The following is a 21,823-nucleotide window of genomic DNA, read 5'->3' as shown; positions in this document are numbered from 1 at the left end:
TGAAGTTTGTCAAAAAATATTGACGATACGAAAGAGTTTTATATATGATAATGTCAGATAAGGTGAAATGCTACTTAGTGGGAGCTTTATCTCCCGTTAATTGTTAGTCTTCATCAATCGAGCGTTTAAGGGGACTACTCGTTAGCGCAGGATGAAATGAAAATCGTGTCTCTAATAGAAGAAAAAAGGTATGTGATTATGGACCGATAGGGATTCATTTCATTATTTCTGGTAATTGTATAAGGGGGATTTTTTGTGAAAAAGTCAAAAAAAATGCTAGCTGGAGCAACTCTTGCTATAGGTGTAATAGCGCCGCAAGTACTGCCAACAACAGCTCATGCGGATGAGAATACTGGGGAGAGTACAGTTAACTTACGAATTCTAGAAACATCAGATATTCACGTTAACTTAATGAATTACGATTATTATCAAACGAAAACAGATAATAAAGTAGGTCTCGTGCAAACGGCAACACTTGTTAATAAAGCACGTGAAGAAGCGAAGAACTCTGTCCTATTTGATGATGGGGATGCATTACAAGGGACACCGCTTGGAGATTATGTAGCGAATAAAATAAACGATCCGAAAAATCCTGTGGATCCTAGTTATACACATCCATTATATCGTGTAATGAATTTAATGAAGTATGACGTCATCTCTCTTGGGAATCATGAATTTAACTATGGTTTAGATTATTTAAACAAAGTGATTAGTAAAACAAAGTTCCCGGTTATTAACTCGAACGTCTATAAAGATGATAAAGATAATAATGAAGAGAACGACCAAAATTACTTTAAACCATATCATATTTTTGAAAAAGAAGTAGAAGATGAATCAGGTCAAAAACAGAAGGTGAAAATTGGGGTAATGGGATTTGTTCCACCTCAAGTTATGAACTGGGATAAAGCAAATTTAGAAGGAAAAGTTAAAGCGAAAGATATAGTTGAAACAGCGAAGAAAATGGTGCCGAAAATGAAAGCGGAAGGTGCAGATGTTATCGTTGCACTAGCGCATTCTGGTGTTGATAAGAGTGGATACAACGTTGGCATGGAAAACGCATCGTATTATTTAACAGAAGTTACTGGTGTAGATGCAGTATTAATGGGACATTCACATACTGAAGTGAAGGATGTATTTAATGGTGTTCCAGTTGTAATGCCTGGTGTGTTTGGAAGTAACTTAGGTATTATTGATATGCAATTGAAAAAGGTAAGCGGAAAATGGGAAGTACAAAAAGAGCAATCGAAGCCACAACTTCGTCCGATTGTTAATAATGAAGGTAATGTAGGACCTGATCAAAATTTAGTTAATGAAATTAAAGATGATCATCAAGCGACAATTGATTATGTGAATACAGCTGTAGGAAAAACGACAGCGCCAATTAATAGTTATTTCTCATTAGTACAAGATGATCCTTCTGTGCAACTTGTGACAAATGCCCAAAAATGGTATGTCGAAAAGTTGTTTGCTGAAAATGGACAATATAGTAAATATAAAGGAATACCAGTTTTATCTGCAGGCGCACCATTTAAAGCAGGTGGCCGAAACGGTGCTACATATTATACGGATATTCCAGCTGGAACGTTAGCAATTAAAAACGTTGCAGATTTATACGTATATCCAAATACTTTATATGCTGTAAAAGTAAATGGGGCACAAGTGAAAGAATGGCTTGAAATGTCTGCAGGTCAGTTTAATAAAATTGATCCAAAGGAAACGAAAGAACAGCCGTTAGTAAATATAGGCTATCCTACATATAACTTTGATATTTTAGATGGTTTAAAATACGAAATTGATGTGACGCAACCAGCAAAATATGATAAAGATGGAAAAGTTATAAAGGAAAATGCGAATGCGAATCGTATTGTAAATATGACGTATGAAGGTAAGCCAGTAGCTGACAATCAAGAATTTATCGTCGCTACAAATAACTATCGTGGAAGTAGCCAAACGTTCCCAGGTGTAAGTAAAGGGGAAGTTGTATACCAATCACAAGATGAAACACGTCAAATCATTGTGAAGTATATGCAAGAAACACCAGTTATTAATCCAGCAGCCGATCAAAACTGGACATTTAAGCCGATTGTTGCAGATAAATTAAATACAACATTCGATTCTTCACCAAATGCACAAAAGTATATAAAGAAAGATGGGAAAATATCATATGTTGGACCATCTGAAAATGAATTTGCTAAATATGCAATTGATATAACGAAGAAGAACGATGGTGGAGAAAAACCAACAACACCACCAACAGGTGAAGGTAATAATGGAGGAAATCCAACGACACCACCAACAGGTGAAGGCAATAATGGAGGGAATCCAACGACACCACCAACAGGTGAAGGTAATAATGGAGGGAATCCAACGACACCACCAACAAATGAAGGTAATAGTGGAAACAATGCAGGATCTGGACAAACTACAACAGATGATCAAAATACAAAAGAAACAACGACAACTGTAAGTGAAAATAAAGAAGCTGACAAAGATGAACGTGATTTACCGAAAACAGGTGCAAGTGTTGCTTCTACAATTGGAGCGGGTCTTGCATTTGTTGGAGCGGGATTACTTATGTTATTTAGAAGAAAGAAAGCAAATAGATAGTAAAGTGTTGTATAAAAAAAGGATTACCGCAATCGGTAATCTTTTTTTTACTTGTATATTATGAAACTGGTACTGCTTTTTCTTTTTTCCATGAAAGACCGAATCCAGTAAAGCCGACGATAATGGTTACAACTGGACAAGCTAAACAGAAGATTGCGTATGGCAGGTAATCGAATGTTGGAACGCTAAGGACGTTTGTTAAGAATACGCCACTTACACCCCATGGTACGAGTGGATTAATTACTGTACCAGCATCTTCTAGTACTCGTGATAAATTACGACGTTCTAAACCGACTTCATCGTATTTATTAGCAAATGCTTGTCCTGTTAAAACGATGGATAAGTACTGTTCACCAAGTAAGAAGTTTACACCAATTGCAGTTGAAGCAGTAGAAATAATTAAGCGTGTACTATTTTTAACAAAGCTAGAGATGATATTCATCAGCTGCGCGATAATACCCATTCCTTGTAGTAATCCTCCCATGCAAAGAGCTAGGAAAATAAGGGCAACGGACATCATCATACTTTGTAAACCGCCGCGAGATAATAAGCTATCAATATCTTTTATACCAGTTTTAGAAACATAACCGTCCTGCATAATTTTCATTAAATCAGTTAGAGATGTACTAGGTTTGAAAATAAAGAGAATAATGATTCCTACTACGATTCCAGCAAGTAATGTTGGAACTGCTGGAACCTTTTTGAATGCGAATAGGAACAGTAATAAAATTGGAATAAGTGTAACGATAGAAATTGTTGCATTTTTTTCTAACGTGCTAATAAAGGATGTGAAATCAACATTGCCTCCAGATCCACTGCCTAAAATGAAATATGCAATAAAAGCAATAATGAAAGCTGGAACTGTCGTCCAAAGCATGTTACGAATATGTTCAAATAAATCTACACCGGTTACAGCAGGAGCTAAGTTTGTTGTATCAGATAAAGGAGACATTTTATCCCCAAAGAATGCACCAGAAATAATTGCACCAGCGATAAGCGCTGGATCGTATCCAAGAGCACTACCCATGCCCATAAAGGCAAGTCCTACAGTTGCAGCAGTTGTAAATGCACTACCGATACTCGTTCCAACAATCGCACAAACAACAAAAACAGTTGGAACGAAAATTTTCGGAGATACAAGTTGGAAGCCGTATACCATTAAAGTTGGAATTGTTCCAGCTGCGATCCATACACTAATTAATACGCCTACAAGTAAGAAAATAAAAATAGATGGAATCCCCGCTGAAATACTACTGATCATCCCTTTTTCCATAGTAGACCAAGAGATTTTTTTCATAAACCCAAACGCTAATAAAATAACGATACCGAATAAAATCGGGATATGCGGTGAAACTTCTAATTGAATAACACTAAAACCAATACAGAAAAAGATAAAAATTGTTAAAAGAACAGATTCAATTTTTGAAACCATTGTTTTCCCCTCCTAATTAATCGAGAATAGTCTTTTTTATATAAAATTCGCCAATATTGTATATTTCCTTTTAAATTTTAGAATTTTTTGACAAATTACCGGTAATTTGTTAATACTTCTATATGATACGGAAATGATTGGATAAAAAAACGTCCCTGCATATAATTATGCAGGGACGAAGAAATCGCGGTACCACCCTAGCTTGTAAAATGAATGTATCACAAAATAAAGGGTCGTATGATATGCGTTAATAAAATAAAAAACGCCCCTGCAATATATGCAGGGACGAAAAATTCGCGGTACCACCCTAAATTGTGAAACAGTGTCGTTTCACCACTCTTTAGACATAACGGTCTATAACCGTCTTTCACTACTCCTTACGTTTCGTAAAAGAAGCTCCAGGGGGTAATTCATAATTCGCTCTGTACTGGTTCGCACCGACCACCAGCTCTCTGAAATCAGAAATCGAAATACTACTAAATCCTATCAACGCCGATTCATATGATGTTAGTTAAATTTTTATCATATATTCATCATACATGTCAATAAAAATGTGTAATATTTTTTTAGGGAAATAAAGGAGATAGGTTTTAACATTGAAAGATGTGCGTTATAATGAATTCGAAAGGGGAGAAAAGAGTGAAGAAAAAACTAATTCTTTTTACCACCTTACTAGTCATTGGCGGAAGTGCTGGAATTTACACAGCTTTTGCAGCTGAATCAGAGCAGGTGAAGCAAAAGCAAATCCAGCAATCAGAAGTGAAGAAAGTGAAAGAAACGGAAGAGAAGAAGTCGATGGAAAAAGCAGCTGCGAAACTAGGAGTTTCTACTGATGAGAAAACAAAAGAGGAAATTACGAAAGAAGTAAACACAGCTAGATTTGAGAAGCGTCATGATTTATTAATTGAGCATGCAAAACAACTGGGAATTGATACAGAAGGAAAAAAAGATGAAGAGATTATTTTAGAAATCGGAAAGATACAGCATGGAAAGTAGAACAACTTATCGTATGATAAGTTGTTCTTTTTTAAGAACTGTTTAATTTAAAAATAATTGACAGTCTTTTGGATTTAATGTTAACTATATCTATAAACTAGTTAACATTAGGGGTGACAATTGTGACTGTGAATAGTAATACGACTGAAAAATCATCTTATACATATGAAGAATTATCAGAGAAAAATAAAGCTTACGTATGGCACCCATTTACACAAATGAAAGGTTATTTAGAAGAAGATCCTGTCATTATTGAACGTGGAGAGGGAAGAAAGCTATACGATGTAAATGGAAATGAATATTGGGATGGGGTTTCATCTATTTGGCTGAATGTTCACGGACATCAAGTGCCAGAATTAGATGAAGCAATTCGTGAGCAATTAAATAAAATTGCTCATTCTACTATGTTAGGACTTGCTAACGTTCCATCAATTTTATTAGCAGAAAAAATTATTGAGGTTGTACCAGAAGGATTGAAGAAGGTGTTCTATTCAGACTCTGGTTCTACAGCTGTTGAAATTGCAATTAAGATGGCTTTCCAATATTGGCAACATAAAGGGAAACCGAGAAAACAAAGATTTGTTACATTAAAAGAAGCATATCACGGTGATACGATTGGTGCTGTTTCAGTAGGAGCAATAGACTTGTTTCACCAAGTGTATAGTTCACTCTTATTTGAAGCAATTAAAATGCCGTATCCATATACATATCGTTCTCCTTATGGAGATAATAAGGAACAAATTGTAAAAAAACATTTAGAAGAAATGGAAGAAATGCTGAAAGAAAAACATGAAGAAATTGCAGCTATTATTGTAGAACCTTTAATGCAAGGTGCTGGCGGTATGATTACAATGCCGAAAGGATATTTAAAAGGGCTAAGGGATTTATGTACAACATATAATGTTTTATTTATTACGGATGAAGTAGCAACGGGATTTGGGCGCACTGGAAAAATGTTTGCATGTGAACATGAAAATGTGACGCCAGACATTTTAACCGCTGGGAAAGGTTTAACAGGTGGTTATTTACCGGTTGCAGTTACGGTAACGACAGACGAAATATATAATGCCTTCTTAGGAGAATATGAGGAACAAAAATCATTTTTCCATGGTCATAGTTACACAGGTAATCCGTTAGGGTGTGCAGTAGCAATTGCGAATCTAGAATTATATGAAAAAACAAATTTAATAGAAGATGTTGCACGTAAAACAGAATATGTAGCCAAGCAATTAGAAGCGCTCTTTGCATATAAACATGTAGGTGATATTCGTCAGTGCGGGTTAATGATTGGTATTGAACTAGTGAAGAATAAGGAAACGAAAGAATCGTTTGAATGGACAGAAAGAGTCGGTGTGCAAGTATGTAAACGCTCAAGAGATCTTGGCATGATTTTACGACCGCTCGGTAACACGATTGTATTTATGCCTCCTCTTGCTTCTACAATTGATGAGATAGATGATATGTTACGCATTTTATATAAAGCAATCTCAGATGTTACGGAGGGAGAAGAATGAGCGGTTTTTTCATAACAGCAACAGATACTGAAGTTGGAAAAACTGTGGTTGCAGGTGCGTTAGCAGGTGTATATAGAGAGTTGGGATATAACGTAGGGGTATATAAACCGTTGCAAAGTGGACATGTTGCATCAAACCCTGAGGGAGATGCAGCAAGATTAAAAGCATTATCGGGTGTACCGACAAAAGAAGATGAAATTTGTCCTTATTCCATTGAAGAACCGCTTGCTCCGAGACTTGCGATGAAAAGAGCTGGAAGAGTCGTAAAGTTAAAAGACATTATGAGGCACTATGAAGAACTATTAAAAGAGTTTAATAGCGTATTTGTCGAAGGGGCAGGCGGGCTTGCAGTCCCATATACTGAAGATAGTTTAGTAATTGATTTCGCAAAACAATTACAGTTGCCTCTTATTATAGTAGCTCGCCCTACGCTAGGGACAGTAAATCATACTGTCTTAACAATTTCTTATGCACAGGCACACGGTTTAACAGTAGCAGGTGTAATTTTGTCTAGTTGTAAAGAATGTGACAAAGAAAGAGTGCAAGAAAATAAAGAAATGATTGAGGGGTTAAGTGGAGTACCAGTTTTAGGTTTATTACCATTTCTTGAAGGTGAATTTACTAGGGAAAAATTATTGGAATCAGCAAAAGAACATATTATGATTTCAAAATTAGAGGAGTTCATTCAAAATGAATCAAACGTGGCGCACACATCTTCAATCTAAATTACAACAATTACATGAGCAAGGACAGTATCGTAATTTGCATGTAACAGAGCAAGCAGAAGAGACGTGGCTTATTCGAGATAAAAAAAGGTTGTTAAATTTAGCATCAAATAATTATTTAGGATTAGCTGGGGATGAAAGATTAAAAGAAGCTGCTATTGCGTGTACAAAAAAATATGGAACTGGTGCGACTGCCTCTCGCCTCGTTGTAGGAAATTATCCATTGTATGAAGAGGTTGAGAGAAGTGTATGCAACTGGAAAGGTACTGAAAGAGCACTAATTGTAAATAGTGGATATACAGCAAATGTAGGTGCTATATCTGCTTTAGCCTGTCGTCACGATATTGTGTTTAGTGATAAATTAAATCACGCAAGTATTGTTGATGGAATTATATTAAGCGGCGCAGAACATAAAAGGTATCGTCATAATGATTTGGATCATTTAGAGAAGTTATTGAAAATAGCGTCACCTGAAAAGAGGAAATTAATCGTAACTGATACTGTTTTTAGTATGGATGGTGATACTGCATACTTGAGAGAATTAGTGCAGCTTAAGGAGAAATACGGGGCAATCATTATAGTTGATGAAGCGCATGCGAGTGGAATATATGGAATCGATGGAGCTGGGTTATCTCATATAGAAAAAGACATTGCTCAAAAAATTGATATACATATGGGGACGTTTAGTAAAGCTTTAGGGTGCTATGGTGCGTATTTGACAGGCGATGCAATTTATATAGAGTATTTACGAAATATGATGAGAAGCTTTATTTTTACTACAGCCTTACCACCAGGAATATTAGGGGCGATACGAAAAGCAATTGAAATTGTGAAAGAAGATAACGAAAGAAGAGAGAGTCTTATAGCGAATGGTGCATATTTCAGAACCCATTTACGAGAAGCAGGTTTTGATATTGGGAATAGCTCAACTCATATTGTACCGATTGTAGTCGGTTCAAATGAAAATGCTTTACGGTTTAGTAAAAGATTACAAGAGGTAGACATCGCAGCAATTGCAATTCGTCCACCGACGGTTCCAATTAATAGTTCCCGGGTCCGTTTTGCTGTTACGTCACAACATACAATAGCTGATTTAAAATGGGCCATTGATCAAATTATTCACATTGCGAAAGAAGAGGAGCTTTTCGTATGAAAGAGCTAAAGATTATTTTTATCCCTGGATGGGGAATGGAAGAAAATGTTTGGGATTTAGTACTTCCGTATTTCAAAGAATATCCTGTTCAATGCATAGATTGGCGTAACGTGAAAGAGATAGGCGAGTTTGCGGAACGAATAATAGATGTAGCGCATGATGAAAATGTAATTTTAGTTGGATGGTCATTAGGAGCTTTAGCGGCAATTCAAGCCTATAAAAAGATTAAGGCGAAAGGTATCGTATTAATTGGTGGTACTGCTAAATTTACAAATACGAGTGACTATACAAGTGGATGGAATTCTTTGCATGTAGAACGGCTGAAAAAGAATTTGGTGAGAAAGAAAGAAGATACGCTCAAGCGGTTCTATGAAAATATGTTTACGAAAGATGAGCTGAAAGAGAATAAATGTTTTGAAGATATTGTAAAACATTTTAAAGGGGATTCTATTCAGTCTTTACAATTAGGTTTGGATTATTTAATAGAAACAGATATGAGAGGAGAGCTGAAAGAAATTCAAGCACCTATACTACTTATTCATGGAGAGCAGGATGTAATATGTCCATTGTCTGCTGCTCATAGTATGGCGGACAATACAAATGTAACACTCAAGGTAGTAAGTGAGGCAGGACACGCATTATGTATAATGAATTTAGAATATTGTGCAAATGAGGTAATTCAATTTGTAGAGGGGATACGACATGATCAACAAAACGTTACTGCAAAAACGGTTTAACGTGGCAGCCGTATCTTACGATCAATATGCAAATGTACAAAAAAAGATGGCCCATTCGTTACTTTCTGTATTGAATCGGCGATACAGTGAAACATCATCGATACGTATTTTAGAACTTGGATGCGGGACAGGTTATGTCACAGAGAAATTATCAAACTTATTTCCGAAAGCGCATATTACAGCTATTGATTTTGCTGAAAGTATGATTGCGGTTGCGAAAACTAGACAAAATGTAAAAAATGTAACGTTTCACTGTGAAGATATCGAACGATTACGATTAGAAGAATCATATGATGTCATTATTTCAAATGCTACATTTCAATGGCTAAATGATTTAAAACAAGTGATTAGAAATCTATTTCATCATTTGTCTACAGATGGGATACTACTCTTTTCAACGTTTGGACAAGAAACTTTTCAAGAGCTTCACAATTCGTTTCGGAGGGCGAAAGAAGAAAAAAATATACGAAATGAAATAGCGATAGGTCAACGTTTTTATTCGAAAGATCAGTTACGCCATATATGCAAGATAGAAACAGGGGATGTACATGTTTCTGAAACATGTTACATAGAGAGTTTTGCAGAAGTTAGAGAGTTTCTGCATTCTATTCGAAAAGTAGGAGCGACCAATAGTAATGAAGAATCATATTGCCAAAGTCCCTCACTCTTTCGTGCGATGCTTCGTATATACGAAAGAGACTTCACGGGAAATGAAGGGATAATGGCAACGTATCATGCTTTATTTACGTATATAACAAAAGAGGGGAAGAGATGAAATGAAACAAGTACAAACAAAAAGGGATTGGAAAAAACTTGCATACGACGTAGTAGAAGAGAAAATGATTACGAAAGAAGATGCAATAGCAATATTAGAAGCTGATGATACAGAAGTTTTAGAAATTATGAATGCAGCCTACATCATTCGTCATCATCATTTTGGTAAGAAAATAAAATTGAATATGATTATTAATACGAAATCTGGCTTATGTCCTGAAGATTGTGGGTATTGTTCACAGTCTATTATTTCAGAAGCACCAATTGATAAATATGCATGGTTAACGCAGGAGAAGATTGTAGAAGGAGCACATGAAGCAATTCGCCGTAAAGCGGGTACATATTGTATTGTAGCATCTGGCCGTCGCCCGACAGATAAAGAAGTAAATCACGTAATTGGGGCTGTGAAGGAAATTCGTGAAACGACAGATTTGAAGATTTGTTGCTGTTTAGGTTTCTTAAACGAAGATCAAGCAGGACGCTTAGCAGAAGCTGGTGTTCATCGTTATAACCACAACTTAAATACACATGAAAACAATTATGAAAGCATTTGCTCAACTCATACGTATGACGATCGTGTTGATACGGTTCAAAAAGCGAAACAAGCTGGTATTTCACCATGCTCTGGGGCGATTTTTGGAATGGGAGAAACAATTGAAGAACGTGCTGAAATAGCATTTGAATTACAACGTATAGATGCAGATTCTATTCCGTGTAATTTCCTCGTTGCTGTAAAGGGCACACCGCTTGAAGGACAAAAAGAGTTAACACCTGTAGAATGTTTAAAAGTATTGGCGATGATGCGTTTCGTAAACCCAACAAAAGAAATTCGTATTTCAGGAGGTCGCGAAATTAATTTACGTTCTGTACAGCCACTCGGCTTATTTGCAGCAAACTCTATTTTTGTCGGGGATTACTTAACGACAGCTGGACAAGAGCCAACTGCAGACTGGGGTATGATTGAAGATTTAGGATTTGAGATTGAGGAATGTGCACTATAAGATAGAGGAAAAAGCAAACTTGTAAAAGAGTTTGCTTTTTTTGTAAATAAAATGTAATAAAAGGCTATTATCACTTAATACGAATGGGTTTTGAGTGAGAAAAAGAATTTTTGCGGACGAATTTTCCAAGCCCTAGTTGTACATAGTAAATATGTATTTTATATTGGGTTGGAGGATTTTACATGCACAAATACATATTAGCGATTATGACCTGTCTAATTTTAATAAAAGCAATAAGTACTGATCCAGTTAAGGCCGCTGAAAATCCTGAACAAAAAGAGATGCAACAAAGAATTGAACAACATTTTCGAACGAAAGCTGAACATTTTGGATTGAAAACGGAAGGGAAAGATTTAAAGGAAGTACGAAAAGAAATTACTATTATAGAAGAAGCGAAAAAAAGAGAGAATGTATGGAGAACAGCGCAAGCACTTCGTATAAAGACAGAAGGAAAAACGATGAATGAATTAATAAAAGATGTACGAAAAAAAGCGAAAAAATAAAAAGAGGCCGCAGCCTCTTTTTTTATGCCCATTGTTTTGATAAGTGAGCCATTTCAATGGCAGCAACGGCTGATTCATATCCTTTATTACCAGCTTTCGTACCTGCACGTTCAATCGCTTGTTCAATTGTTTCTGTCGTTAATACACCGAAAATAACAGGGATGTCAGTTTGTAGTGATAAAGATGCAACACCTTTTGCTACTTCATTACAAACGTAATCGTAATGTGTAGTAGCTCCACGGATTACAGTACCTAAAGTAATAACAGCATCATACTTTCCGCTACTGGCCATCTTTTTAGCGATTAAAGGAATTTCAAATGCACCAGGAACCCAAGCGACATCAATATCATTTTCTTCTACGCCGTGACGTTTTAATCCGTCTAAAGCGCCGCCAAGTAATTTACTTGTAATAAATTCATTAAAACGTCCAACAACAACCCCAACTTTTAATCCTGTACCAACTAAATGACCTTCGAATACCATAATAAATCTCTCCTTTGATTATAAGTTTAATAAATGTCCTAATTTGTTTACTTTCGTTTGTAAATATGTTTTATTCTCTTCTTTTGTTGGCATTTGCAACGGTACACGCTCGACTATTTCTAAATCGTAACCTTGTAAGCCAGCAATTTTTCTTGGATTATTCGTTAATAATCGTAAACTTTGTAAGCCTAAATCTTTTAATATTTGAGCGCCGATACCATAATCACGAAGGTCAGCAGGGAAGCCGAGTTTTTCATTTGCTTCTACAGTATCGAATCCTTCTTCCTGCAATTTATAAGCGCGAAGCTTATTAAGAAGCCCGATGCCTCGTCCTTCTTGTCTCATATAAAGAAGAACACCTTTTCCTTCACGCTCAATTTGAGCAAGTGCTGCATGGAGTTGTGGTCCGCAATCACAGCGACATGAACCGAATACATCTCCTGTTAAACATTCAGAATGAACACGTACAAGCACCGGTTCACCTGTTGAAATATCACCTTTTATGAGCGCAATATGTTCTTTCGTATCTAATGAGTTAGAATAGCCAATTGCTTGGAAAGTACCGAAATCTGTAGGTAAGGTAATTTCCACTTCTCTTGTCACAAGTGTTTCATGATGGCGGCGATAAACAATTAAATCTTCTATCGTAATCATTTTTATATCAAATTGTTTTGCGCACTGTAGTAAATCAGGTACACGTGCCATCGTACCGTCCTCATTAATAATCTCGCAAATGACTCCAGCAGGTTCTGCTCCGCAAAGTTTTGCTAAATCGACAGCAGCTTCTGTATGACCTGAACGGCGAAGGACACCGCCTTCTTTTGCGATTAATGGAAAGATATGTCCAGGTCGATTGAAATCAGCACCTTTAGATGCAGGGTTTAACAATTCTTGTATCGTAGTTGCACGTTCGTGAGCGCTAATCCCTGTTGTTGTAGAAACATGATCAATGCTCACTGTAAACGCAGTATGATGTGAATCTGTATTATGAGATACCATTGGTTCTAATTGTAGGCGCTCTGCGTACCCTTCCGTAATCGGTACGCAAACGAGGCCGCGACCATGTGTAATCATAAAATTAATTGTTTCTGGCGTAATATACTCTGCTAAAGCGATAAAATCGCCTTCATTTTCTCGGTTTTCATCGTCGCATACGATAACGACTTTTCCTTGTTTTAAATCTTCTAGAGCTTCTTCAATATGATGAAACATTATGTTTCCCCCTTATAGAAATCCGTTTTCTTGTAAAAAGCTTTCGGACATTGACCCCGTTCGTTTTACAGGTTTAGAAATAAAGTGTTCGATATATTTACCAATCATGTCACACTCAATGTTTACGATATCTCCGGCATTCTTTTCTCCGATGACAGATTCGCTTACTGTGTGTGGGATGAGTGAAATTGTTATGGAAGATTCGTCTATATCAAATATCGTTAAACTCGTTCCATCAACAGCAACGGATCCTTTATGCAAACAATAGCGTAGCAATTCATCGGAAATTGCTATTTTGTAATAGACGGCATTGTAATGTTGTTTTTTAGTTAAAATTGTCCCGATGCCATCGATATGTCCTGAAACGAAATGTCCACCAAAGCGCCCGTTTGCAGCCATGGCTCGCTCTAAATTTACTTTAGAGTGTGATTTAAGCAGGCGAAGTGATGTTGATTTCATCGTTTCAGGCATTGCATCAACTGTAAATGAAGTAGTTGTAAAGCTCGTTACAGTTAAGCAAATCCCGTTAACCGCGATACTATCACCTAAATGGACATCAGATAAAATTTCATTTGCATGGATCGTTAATTTCATCGCTTCTCCGCTTTGTTGCATGTTTGTGATCGTTCCTAATTCTTCTACAATTCCTGTAAACATTTCGTCACCTCATTTCGGGCAGTCGCAACAATTTTGATATCATCGCCAATTTGTTTCATCTCTTGAATTTTCAAGGAAAGCGAATCTTGTAATTTTGAAAAACCGTTTCCTCCAAAAAGAGTAGGAGCACCTTTCCCGCCAATTAATTTCGGGCTTATATAGGTTACAATTTCATTGAAATTGTTTGTTTGTAAGAAACTTGCATGAACAGTTTGTCCACCTTCGATGAAGAGAGACAGGATTTGTTTTTCACCGAGTAGATCTAAAACATCTTGAATTTCAATTTGCTTCGTTTTCATTTGGAATATCGCTATATTTTTAGATTCATAAGAAGCTATTTTCTCTTTATTTACATCCTTACCTACAATAATCCATGTCGGTGCTAAAGTATCTGTTATGACATGAGAAGATGGTGGCGTTCGTAAATGGGTATCTAAAATAACGCGAATAGAATGTTTCCCGCCATTTGGAATTCTTGTTGTTAAATGTGGATTGTCGGCTATAACTGTATTCACTCCAACAAGAATTGCATCATGTGTATGGCGATATTGGTGAACGTCAGCGCGTGCTTCTGCACCAGTAATCCACTTACTTTCACCAGTTACAGTGGCTGTTTTGCCATCTAAGCTCATCGCGGTCTTTATCGTGACAAATGGGCGTTTCGTTTTCATGTAGTGAAAAAAGTAGCGATTTAATAAAACTGCTTCCGTTTCAAGAACACCCGTAGTTACTTCGATTCCTGCCTCTTCTAATTTCTTTTTTCCATTACCAGAAACGAGCGGGTTGCAATCAAGGGTAGCAATGACAATGCGCTTAACTCCCTTTTCGATGAGTAATTCACAGCAAGGTGGTGTTTTTCCAAAGTGGCTACACGGCTCAAGTGTTACATAGACGGTAGCGTTTTTGGCTTTCTCACCAGCCATATGAAGGGCATGAACTTCCGCGTGTTCTTCACCAGCACATAAATGAGCGCCCATTCCGACGATGTTTCCATCTTTTACAACAACAGCACCAACCATAGGATTCGGACTCGTTTGTCCTGATGTCCCCTTAGCTAATTGCAAGGCAATCCTCATATATTCTTGATCAGTCATTCTCTTCACCTCTCCTAAAAAAATCAAAAAACCCCAAGGATTTAATATCCTTGGGGTTTGGGAGACGTGATTTCTAGAATTATAGTTCGAATACGAAAGTACAGGAAAGAAACCTAGCGATGATTGATATTTTTGCATAAGGAAAAAACCTAGCAAAATATCGAATTTTTTAAACGCTAGTTGTCTCTTTTTTATTTCAGTATAAAAAATGAGTATAGAAAACTAAACATATATATAAATTCAAAATGAATGTATAAAAATATGCATACTGAAATAAAAGTGTATTCACTATATAAAAAACTAGAAACATATCCTTCTCCCATCCAGACTATACTGTCGGCCCTAGAGTTTCACTAGATCCACCGTTTTCGAGTTGAAAACGGGTCACGGACTTAGAAGTTTTCACTTCATCACCGCCGGTTGGGAATTTCACCCGACCCCGAAGGATGCTGTTTGGTCAAATTATAGCACAAAAAAGAAAAAAGGCTAGCAAAAAATATTTGAATGTGAAGAATTGTGTGAAAATACATGGAGATTGAAATGGAGACAAAAGTGTTAGAAATGTTGTTAGGAAAAGGAATATCCAGACTTTGATTAAAAGAAAAAACATGCACAAAAAATGTGCATGTCACATACGAAATTACTTTGCCTCTGGTGCTCTAACAACAGATTCGAATTTACCTTTATGCGAAGCATCGCAATAAGGCATATTTTTTGATAAACCACAACGGCATAAAGAAAATGCTGGTTTTGCTGGGAATACATTCCCTTGTGAGTCGACTAATTCCACGTCCCCTGTAACGCGAAAAGAGCCATTATCATTTACTTTAATTTGTACTTTTGCCAACGCTATCCCTCCTTCCCAAACGCTTAATTTCATCATATAATCAAGGGAAGCACTTGACAATATAAAGTGAAACTTTAATTAGTGGAGGGGGTTCATTCCACTGATTATTAGCCTTCACCAATCGGGCGATTACGGGCAGTTAATCTCCCGCCTAACTTCTTTGCTTCAGCTGAATTTTGAGATGGGAGTCTCACTGCCCGTTAACGCGGGATAAAAAGAGCACTTTCTTTGGGAGAGAAGAGAGTGTTATAATGTTTTTTATAACTGACTAGAGTAAGGTGACGAAAGATGGATAAACAATTACTTACATTACGAAATATTGCAAATGAGCGCACGTGGGCATCATTTTTGAATGATAATCATCCATATAGTTTATTGCACTGGTCGATTGCCGGTGTAGGACAAGAAGCGAAGGATGTTTGGTTACTTCAAGATGAGGTAACGTTTCAAACGACAGAATTTCCAACGCTAGATGAAGCTGTGCAATGGATTTCTGAAAACATGGAACAAGTTACAGACGTTTTATCACAATGAAAAAAACAGGCTTATGCAAGCCTGTTTTTTGTTTCTTTTACGTATGTGTTCAAAAATTGATCAAGAGCTGCTTCATACTCCTCTTTATTTTCGTTATAAGAGCAAGCGTGTGCACCGTGTTCTGCAATATAAAGTTGTTTATTATTTTCTTTTGCTTCATATAGAGCTTTTGTCATATCGGCTAAAATATAATCGTCATCTTTACTATGAATAAAGAGAACGGGATTGTTAATGTTTTTTATACAGTCGATTGGTGAAACTTCACGAATTGTATACCCGTCACGAACTTTTAAAAAAGCATTTGCTAATGGTAATAAAGGCCATTTGGGTAAATGGAATTCAACCTTTAAGCGGTGCTGTAATTGCCCATAGAAATCAGAAAAAGGACAATCTGCAATATAGAAATCAGCACCATCTTCTACAAGTCCTGCGTATTGAAGTAGTGTTGCAGCGCCCATAGATTCACCATGAATACCGAGTATTATATTTGTGCCAAAACGACTTTTTAGCCAGTCAACTACTGATTTTAAATCATGTTTTTCATAGTATCCATAGCTTGTTGTTTTTCCTCCGGTTTTACCATGACGACGATGATCATAAATAAGGACATTAAATCCTCTGCTTAAAAATAAGTTTGCATATTTTACAGAGTTCATTTTGTTTACAGTTACGCCGTGACAAAAAACCATAAACTTGTTGGAATGACCTGCAGGAATGTAATATCCATGAAGATCATATCCGAATTGCGAAGGGATATGAATTTCTTCTTTATGAAGAGCGTCAAAATCTTCTATACGAAAATGTTTTTTCGATTCTCTTTCTAGAACTTCTTCCTCTGTTTTTTTCTTCAAGTACATCACTTTATTTGTAAAGAAAATCCCAAGGGCAGTTATCGCACCTAGTATAGTAAACAATGCTGCAAAAAAACGTTTCATACTTTACCTCATCCTCCAAATACCGTTACATGTGATACACTTACATTGTATCACAAGGATAGAAAAGGAGAGAAATAGGAAATGGTGCATATAAAAAAAATTACATCAACAATGAAAGAAAAAATCCGAATGTTCATGTGTGAAAACTGGGGGAGCTCATTGATGGTTTCGCGTGGTAAGGGGCATCAGTTAGAAGAGCTACCAGGATTTGTTGCGTTTTTAGATGACAGAATAATCGGAATTATAACGTATGAAGTGACTGGGAATTTGTGTGAAATTGTATCGTTAGATAGTTTTCAAGAAAGGAAGGGGATCGGGACGAAGCTTGTGGATTGCGTATTGCAAGTTGCTCAAGAAGCACAGTGCCAAGGAGTTTGGCTCATTACAACAAATGATAATATGAACGCGTTACGCTTTTATCAAAAACGTAATTTCATGATGACAAATTTATATGTAAATGCAGTAGAAGAGGCGCGAAAAATAAAGCAAGAAATTCCGCGCATTGGATATGATAATATCCCGATTTTACATGAAATTCAGATGGAGTATCGTTTATTGAAATGATGTAACAATTTTCAGAAATATAAGTTATTAATCTTGACGAATACTGTAATTTAAGTTACCTTAAAATTGTAATCTATTACCATATTAAGGGGTGACGATGTGGCAACTATACGTGATGTTGCAAAATTGGCAGGTGTTTCAGTCGCAACCGTTTCACGAGTTATTAATGAAAAAGGATACGTTCATGACGAAACAGTAAAACAAGTAAAGGAAGCAATTGAGGAATTACGTTATAGGCCAAACAGTGCAGCAAAGCCATTATTTAAAGAGAATTCAACAATCATTGCATTACTTGTAGAGAATTTATGTAACCCATTAAACATCACTTTGCTACATTGTATTGAGGAAATAGCATATAAAGAAGGCTATCAAATAATCGTTTGTAATATAGAGAATAAAGATAGATACATACATATGTTGAAGCAAAATAACGTTGCAGGTGTTATTTTGACAAAATCAGTTTTTAAAAGTCTAGGGAAAATCGAATTCCCATTTGTTGTGATGGAGGAAAAACAACCTCTTACAAATCATTATGAAAGTGGACAGAGGGCTGTTTCTTTATTAAAAGAGAAAGCATGTCACTTTCTTGCTTATTTCGGTGAGGGGGAAGAAAGTGAAGAAATGGAAGAGCGTATATCAGGATTTTTAGACGCTGTTTGGGATGAAGGGATCTCTTATCGAGAAGCATGTGTACAAAGGTATACGAATAAACAGTTTATTACATTATTGCAAACTCATCCGTATATAGATGGAATTGTAGCTTCAAGTGATAAGGTTGCTACCGAGTTAATTCGAGCAGCCAAATTTCTAAATATACATATACCAGAAAAATTAAAAATTATTGGACCGAATGGGAGTATCGAGAGTGAATGGATAGGTCCATCACTACCAGCAATTGAAAATTACGTCGAAGAAGAAGCGAAAATAGCTTTTCAACAATTAAAAGGGAAAATGAAAAAGTAAAAGGTGCGTTTTATACGCACCTTTTACAATGTAATTGCGGCAATAAAGCCAAATATAAGTAACGGTATATTATAATGCAGAAAAGTCGGTACACATGTATCCCATATATGATGGTGTTGACCGTCAGCGTTTAAACCTGATGTTGGTCCAAGTGTACTATCAGATGCTGGAGATCCTGCATCACCTAGCGCTCCTGCTGTACCGATAATTGCAATTGTAGCCATTGGACTAAATCCAAGCTGAATGCAAAGGGGTACAAAAATTGTTGTTAAGATAGGGATGGTTGAAAAGGATGAACCAATTCCCATCGTAACGAGAAGTCCGATAACGAGCATAAGAAATGCAGCAAGCGGTTTGTTATTTCCGATGAAATGTGCACTCGTTTGCACAAGTGATTCAACATGTCCTGTTTTTCGAAGAACAGCGCCAAATCCAGCGGCAGAAATCATAACAAATCCGATAAAGGACATCATACGCATTCCACTTGTTAATATTGCATCTGCTTCTTTAAGGGGGAGACTACCACTAATTGATAAGACAATAATCCCCGCCAAGGCACCGAAAATCATTGATTCTGTTGCTAATTGAACAGTTAATGTAGCTGTGATAGATAATAATCCGAAAGTGATGCTTCGCTTTGTATAGGGAACGATTTCACTTTCGGCGGTATGAATTTGTTCTGTTTCATATGTACGAGGTTTTCGGTACGTAATGAATACCGCTACACATAATCCGATAATCATTCCGATTGCTGGAATAGTCATCGCTTTTGGGATAAGCGCGACATCAAATGTAAGGCCGCTTTGGGCAGCATTTGTTTGCAATACGTCATGATAAATTTTTCCGAATCCTGCAGGGATCCACATATAAGGTGTAATTAACCCGAATGTAATAATACATGTGACAAGTCTACGATCTACTTTCAGCTCGTTTAATACTTTTAAAAGTGCAGGAATTAAGATTGGGATGAAAGCGATATGAACAGGGATAACATTTTGTGAGAAACAAGCCATTGTTAAAATGATGAATAAAATCAGTATTTTAGAATAAACTTGTTTTTTTGTGTCTTGTTCGTTGCCAATCCATTTTAATGCGGTTTGAATCATGGCATCTGGAAGTCCTGTTTTAGAAAGAGAAATAGCGAAACCGCCAAGCATTGCATAGCTTAATGCGATAGGGGCACTGTTTCCAAGACCAGTTGTAAAAGTGTTAATTGTTTCTGAAATACCGAGTCCGCCGATAAGTCCGCCTGTTAGAGCTCCAATAATAATGGCGACAATGACTTGGACACGTAACAAACTAAGCAATAGCATGACTGCTACTGCGACGAGTACAGCGTTCATAATAGATATAATCTCCCTAATTTTTATTCTGTTAAGGCAAGTGAATATGAAGCAGTTTGCTATATTTATACATAATACTTGCGACATATTATTATAAAATGTTTTCTATGAAATGTAAAAGAGCCTTTTGTATTTAATGATGAAAAGATAGCTCTTGTTTGATGGATTGTAAAGAATTAGCAAATAGTTCTGGTTCTTCTAGATCAGGAGAATGTGCTGAATTTGGAAACCAAATCATTTTCTTTATGGGTGCTTCAATAACATCACAATATTCTTGAACGAGTGCATACGGAGTTTGATAATCATAGCGACCAGAACAAAAATATACCGGAATAGATAAACTTGAAATAGACGAAAAAAAATCGATTGTCAGCATTTCTTCCCATAAAACGCCAGATTTTAAATTTCCTGCGAGAAACTTGAACCAATCTAATAGCGTATACTCAGGAGAAAAGAAACCTTTTCGTATGAAAGAAAAGGAAGATCCGTTTTGGATTGCGCCTCCAAATGTGCCAAGCCACTTTCTTTGAATAATAAGACGTCTCGTATCTAAAAATGGTGGTTTGCCTAATTTTAAAAGGGAAGCTAATGCTTTTTTATGATCATGTTTTTTGGCAGAATGAATTAAATGTTGATATAGCAATTCTTCATTTTGTTTCATATGTACAATTTGCCCTATACCGATGTAAGCCTCGATATATTTTGGATATTGATGTGCTATGTTAAGCCCAATAATACTTCCCCAAGAATGACCAGCGAGAAATAGTTTTTGTTTGTTGAACCTTTTAAGTACATATTGAATCACTTCTTTTGCATCGGAAACGAATTGTTCGATTGTGAAATTTGCTCCGAAATCTTTCATTGAAAAGGATTTACCTGCCCCGCGTTGATCCCAATTAATAACGATAAAGTGCTTCTCTAATTCTTTTTGGAAATGGCGAATAAATCCGATTTGTGCCATGCCAGGTCCGCCGTGACAGCATAATAAAATAGGCTGTTCTACGTTTTGACCACGCATGAGGAGGAATTGTTTTCGGTTGTTAATCATAACGCTTTCCATCGTAGCAATACTATTAGGAATGAGTTGTTTATTTTCATTATAGAACTGTGGGGTACAGCTACGAAAAAGCATATTGAAAACCTCCTTTTCTGAAATCGTATGAATCGCACAGGCTATTTATTTTGCATATACTGTTAGAAAATCATTGTAACATACCATGCTAGTGTCATTTCAACATGGGAGGAGGGGAAATTGTGACGATTGGAGAAATTATAGATTGTTTAAATAGGCGTGAATCCATCGCTATTATAGCAAAGCGCCTTGAAATAAGTCCGTATACATTATCGAAGAAATTAAGGTGGATTGGATACGAGTATGATGGAGAACGGAAGAAACGTATTTTTGTAGGAGATGGAGAAGAACCACGTCACTTACAACTCCAAGAAGCGACCGCCCTTCAATATGCGAAAACAGATTATCAAGTATTAATTTATGAGCAATTACAAAGCATTTATGAATTATTAAGAAAGAGAGAAGAAGTAAGTGCACCAATTATGAGTAAAAGTACAGAAAAAAAGAAACGTACCTTCTCTATTAATAAAGAAATATTAGCAAGATTAGACATCATATCAGAATCAAAAGGGATTCAAAAATCTAAACTTGTAGAAGAGGCATTACAACAATTTTTACAGCAATATGACTTTAACAACACATCACATTTTGATAATTGAAGAAAAGGATACTGTGT

The 21,823-nt window shown here is 36.4% G+C and carries 22 protein-coding genes, 1 riboswitch and 1 other annotated feature; of the genes, 13 read left to right on the top strand and 9 right to left on the bottom strand.

What is annotated here, in order from left to right; genetic code table 11:
• The first annotated feature begins 255 nt into the window (after positions 1–255).
• Positions 256–2,607 carry a bifunctional 2',3'-cyclic-nucleotide 2'-phosphodiesterase/3'-nucleotidase gene (gene cpdB, locus BTOYO_RS06895; protein ID WP_000748632.1) on the top strand — a complete coding sequence of 784 codons (2,352 nt, stop codon included), beginning with the start codon at positions 256–258 and terminating at the stop codon, positions 2,605–2,607.
• Positions 2,608–2,665: 58 nt separating this feature from the next.
• Here cpdB and nhaC read toward each other — a convergent pair whose 3' ends face one another.
• Positions 2,666–4,039, bottom strand: a complete 1,374-nt coding sequence (gene nhaC / locus BTOYO_RS06890; RefSeq protein ID WP_000253727.1) for a Na+/H+ antiporter NhaC — start codon at positions 4,037–4,039, stop codon at positions 2,666–2,668.
• A gap of 278 nt (positions 4,040–4,317) precedes the next feature.
• Positions 4,318–4,538, bottom strand: a binding site (T-box leader).
• Between the two features lie 140 nt (positions 4,539–4,678).
• On the opposite strand from nhaC, the gene BTOYO_RS06885 reads away from it, so the two are divergent.
• From BTOYO_RS06885 to BTOYO_RS06850, 8 genes are all read left to right on the top strand, one after another.
• Positions 4,679–5,035 carry a hypothetical protein gene (locus tag BTOYO_RS06885; RefSeq protein ID WP_000727842.1) on the top strand — a complete coding sequence of 119 codons (357 nt, stop codon included), beginning with the start codon at positions 4,679–4,681 and terminating at the stop codon, positions 5,033–5,035.
• Positions 5,036–5,157: 122 nt separating this feature from the next.
• On the top strand, positions 5,158–6,549 hold the full coding sequence (bioA, locus tag BTOYO_RS06880; RefSeq protein ID WP_000217835.1) for an adenosylmethionine--8-amino-7-oxononanoate transaminase: 1,392 nt from the start codon (positions 5,158–5,160) through the stop codon (positions 6,547–6,549).
• Complete coding sequence (gene bioD / locus BTOYO_RS06875) at positions 6,546–7,274, top strand: dethiobiotin synthase (protein WP_000012509.1); 729 nt, start codon at positions 6,546–6,548, stop codon at positions 7,272–7,274. The genes bioA and bioD overlap by 4 nt, the downstream gene beginning before the upstream one ends.
• Entirely contained in the window at positions 7,240–8,427 is a 1,188-nt protein-coding gene (gene bioF / locus BTOYO_RS06870) for an 8-amino-7-oxononanoate synthase (protein ID WP_001077303.1), read from the top strand. Before bioD ends, bioF begins: the two co-directional genes overlap by 35 nt.
• A complete protein-coding gene (locus BTOYO_RS06865) occupies positions 8,424–9,164 on the top strand; it encodes an alpha/beta fold hydrolase (RefSeq protein ID WP_000661290.1) in 741 nt (246 codons plus the stop codon). Before bioF ends, BTOYO_RS06865 begins: the two co-directional genes overlap by 4 nt.
• The gene (gene bioC / locus BTOYO_RS06860; protein ID WP_000608939.1) at positions 9,130–9,939 is read left to right on the top strand and encodes a malonyl-ACP O-methyltransferase BioC; all 810 of its coding nucleotides are present in this window, start codon (positions 9,130–9,132) and stop codon (positions 9,937–9,939) included. Before BTOYO_RS06865 ends, bioC begins: the two co-directional genes overlap by 35 nt.
• Before the next feature lies 1 nt (position 9,940).
• Entirely contained in the window at positions 9,941–10,939 is a 999-nt protein-coding gene (gene bioB / locus BTOYO_RS06855) for a biotin synthase (RefSeq protein WP_000815851.1), read from the top strand.
• Between the two features lie 182 nt (positions 10,940–11,121).
• Positions 11,122–11,442 carry a hypothetical protein gene (locus BTOYO_RS06850; protein WP_000549775.1) on the top strand — a complete coding sequence of 107 codons (321 nt, stop codon included), beginning with the start codon at positions 11,122–11,124 and terminating at the stop codon, positions 11,440–11,442.
• Between the two features lie 22 nt (positions 11,443–11,464).
• Here BTOYO_RS06850 and ribH read toward each other — a convergent pair whose 3' ends face one another.
• The 5 genes from ribH to BTOYO_RS06825 all read right to left on the bottom strand — a co-directional run bounded on the left by ribH (position 11,465) and on the right by BTOYO_RS06825 (position 15,772).
• A complete protein-coding gene (gene ribH / locus BTOYO_RS06845) occupies positions 11,465–11,926 on the bottom strand; it encodes a 6,7-dimethyl-8-ribityllumazine synthase (RefSeq protein WP_000230897.1) in 462 nt (153 codons plus the stop codon).
• A gap of 18 nt (positions 11,927–11,944) precedes the next feature.
• On the bottom strand, positions 11,945–13,138 hold the full coding sequence (gene ribBA / locus BTOYO_RS06840; protein ID WP_000468378.1) for a bifunctional 3,4-dihydroxy-2-butanone 4-phosphate synthase/GTP cyclohydrolase II: 1,194 nt from the start codon (positions 13,136–13,138) through the stop codon (positions 11,945–11,947).
• Positions 13,139–13,150: 12 nt separating this feature from the next.
• Entirely contained in the window at positions 13,151–13,795 is a 645-nt protein-coding gene (gene ribE / locus BTOYO_RS06835) for a riboflavin synthase subunit alpha (protein ID WP_000493924.1), read from the bottom strand.
• On the bottom strand, positions 13,777–14,889 hold the full coding sequence (gene ribD, locus BTOYO_RS06830) for a bifunctional diaminohydroxyphosphoribosylaminopyrimidine deaminase/5-amino-6-(5-phosphoribosylamino)uracil reductase RibD (RefSeq protein ID WP_000132001.1): 1,113 nt from the start codon (positions 14,887–14,889) through the stop codon (positions 13,777–13,779). Before ribD ends, ribE begins: the two co-directional genes overlap by 19 nt.
• 307 nt (positions 14,890–15,196) lie before the next feature.
• Positions 15,197–15,340, bottom strand: a riboswitch (FMN riboswitch).
• Positions 15,341–15,529: 189 nt separating this feature from the next.
• On the bottom strand, positions 15,530–15,772 hold the full coding sequence (locus BTOYO_RS06825; RefSeq protein ID WP_002039507.1) for a CDGSH iron-sulfur domain-containing protein: 243 nt from the start codon (positions 15,770–15,772) through the stop codon (positions 15,530–15,532).
• Between the two features lie 252 nt (positions 15,773–16,024).
• Between BTOYO_RS06825 and BTOYO_RS06820 the strand changes: the two genes are divergently transcribed.
• Positions 16,025–16,270, top strand: a complete 246-nt coding sequence (locus tag BTOYO_RS06820) for a DUF2552 family protein (RefSeq protein WP_000360799.1) — start codon at positions 16,025–16,027, stop codon at positions 16,268–16,270.
• Positions 16,271–16,281: 11 nt separating this feature from the next.
• Here BTOYO_RS06820 and BTOYO_RS06815 read toward each other — a convergent pair whose 3' ends face one another.
• The gene (locus BTOYO_RS06815; RefSeq protein ID WP_000819220.1) at positions 16,282–17,205 is read right to left on the bottom strand and encodes an alpha/beta hydrolase; all 924 of its coding nucleotides are present in this window, start codon (positions 17,203–17,205) and stop codon (positions 16,282–16,284) included.
• Between the two features lie 81 nt (positions 17,206–17,286).
• Here BTOYO_RS06815 and BTOYO_RS06810 point away from each other — a divergent pair, with 81 nt between their 5' ends.
• Both BTOYO_RS06810 and BTOYO_RS06805 read left to right on the top strand, forming a co-directional pair.
• The gene (locus BTOYO_RS06810; protein WP_000233395.1) at positions 17,287–17,769 is read left to right on the top strand and encodes a GNAT family N-acetyltransferase; all 483 of its coding nucleotides are present in this window, start codon (positions 17,287–17,289) and stop codon (positions 17,767–17,769) included.
• A 99-nt stretch (positions 17,770–17,868) separates the two neighbouring features.
• Positions 17,869–18,732: a LacI family DNA-binding transcriptional regulator gene (locus BTOYO_RS06805; protein WP_000201332.1), complete on the top strand. Its 864-nt coding sequence runs from the start codon at positions 17,869–17,871 to the stop codon at positions 18,730–18,732.
• A 23-nt stretch (positions 18,733–18,755) separates the two neighbouring features.
• Here the strand turns inward: BTOYO_RS06805 and BTOYO_RS06800 are convergent, their stop codons facing one another.
• Both BTOYO_RS06800 and BTOYO_RS06795 read right to left on the bottom strand, forming a co-directional pair.
• Positions 18,756–20,075 carry a Na+/H+ antiporter family protein gene (locus tag BTOYO_RS06800; protein WP_000994821.1) on the bottom strand — a complete coding sequence of 440 codons (1,320 nt, stop codon included), beginning with the start codon at positions 20,073–20,075 and terminating at the stop codon, positions 18,756–18,758.
• Positions 20,076–20,208: 133 nt separating this feature from the next.
• Entirely contained in the window at positions 20,209–21,207 is a 999-nt protein-coding gene (locus BTOYO_RS06795; RefSeq protein ID WP_000898945.1) for an alpha/beta fold hydrolase, read from the bottom strand.
• Positions 21,208–21,329: 122 nt separating this feature from the next.
• Here BTOYO_RS06795 and BTOYO_RS06790 point away from each other — a divergent pair, with 122 nt between their 5' ends.
• Entirely contained in the window at positions 21,330–21,806 is a 477-nt protein-coding gene (locus BTOYO_RS06790) for a ribbon-helix-helix domain-containing protein (RefSeq protein ID WP_000151924.1), read from the top strand.
• The last annotated feature ends 17 nt before the right edge of the window (positions 21,807–21,823 follow it).

The sequence above is a fragment of the Bacillus toyonensis BCT-7112 genome (genome assembly GCF_000496285.1).
GTDB lineage: Bacteria > Bacillota > Bacilli > Bacillales > Bacillaceae_G > Bacillus_A > Bacillus_A toyonensis.
Note: the sequence above shows the minus strand (reverse complement) of the source record. Positions and strands in the feature narration are given on the sequence as shown.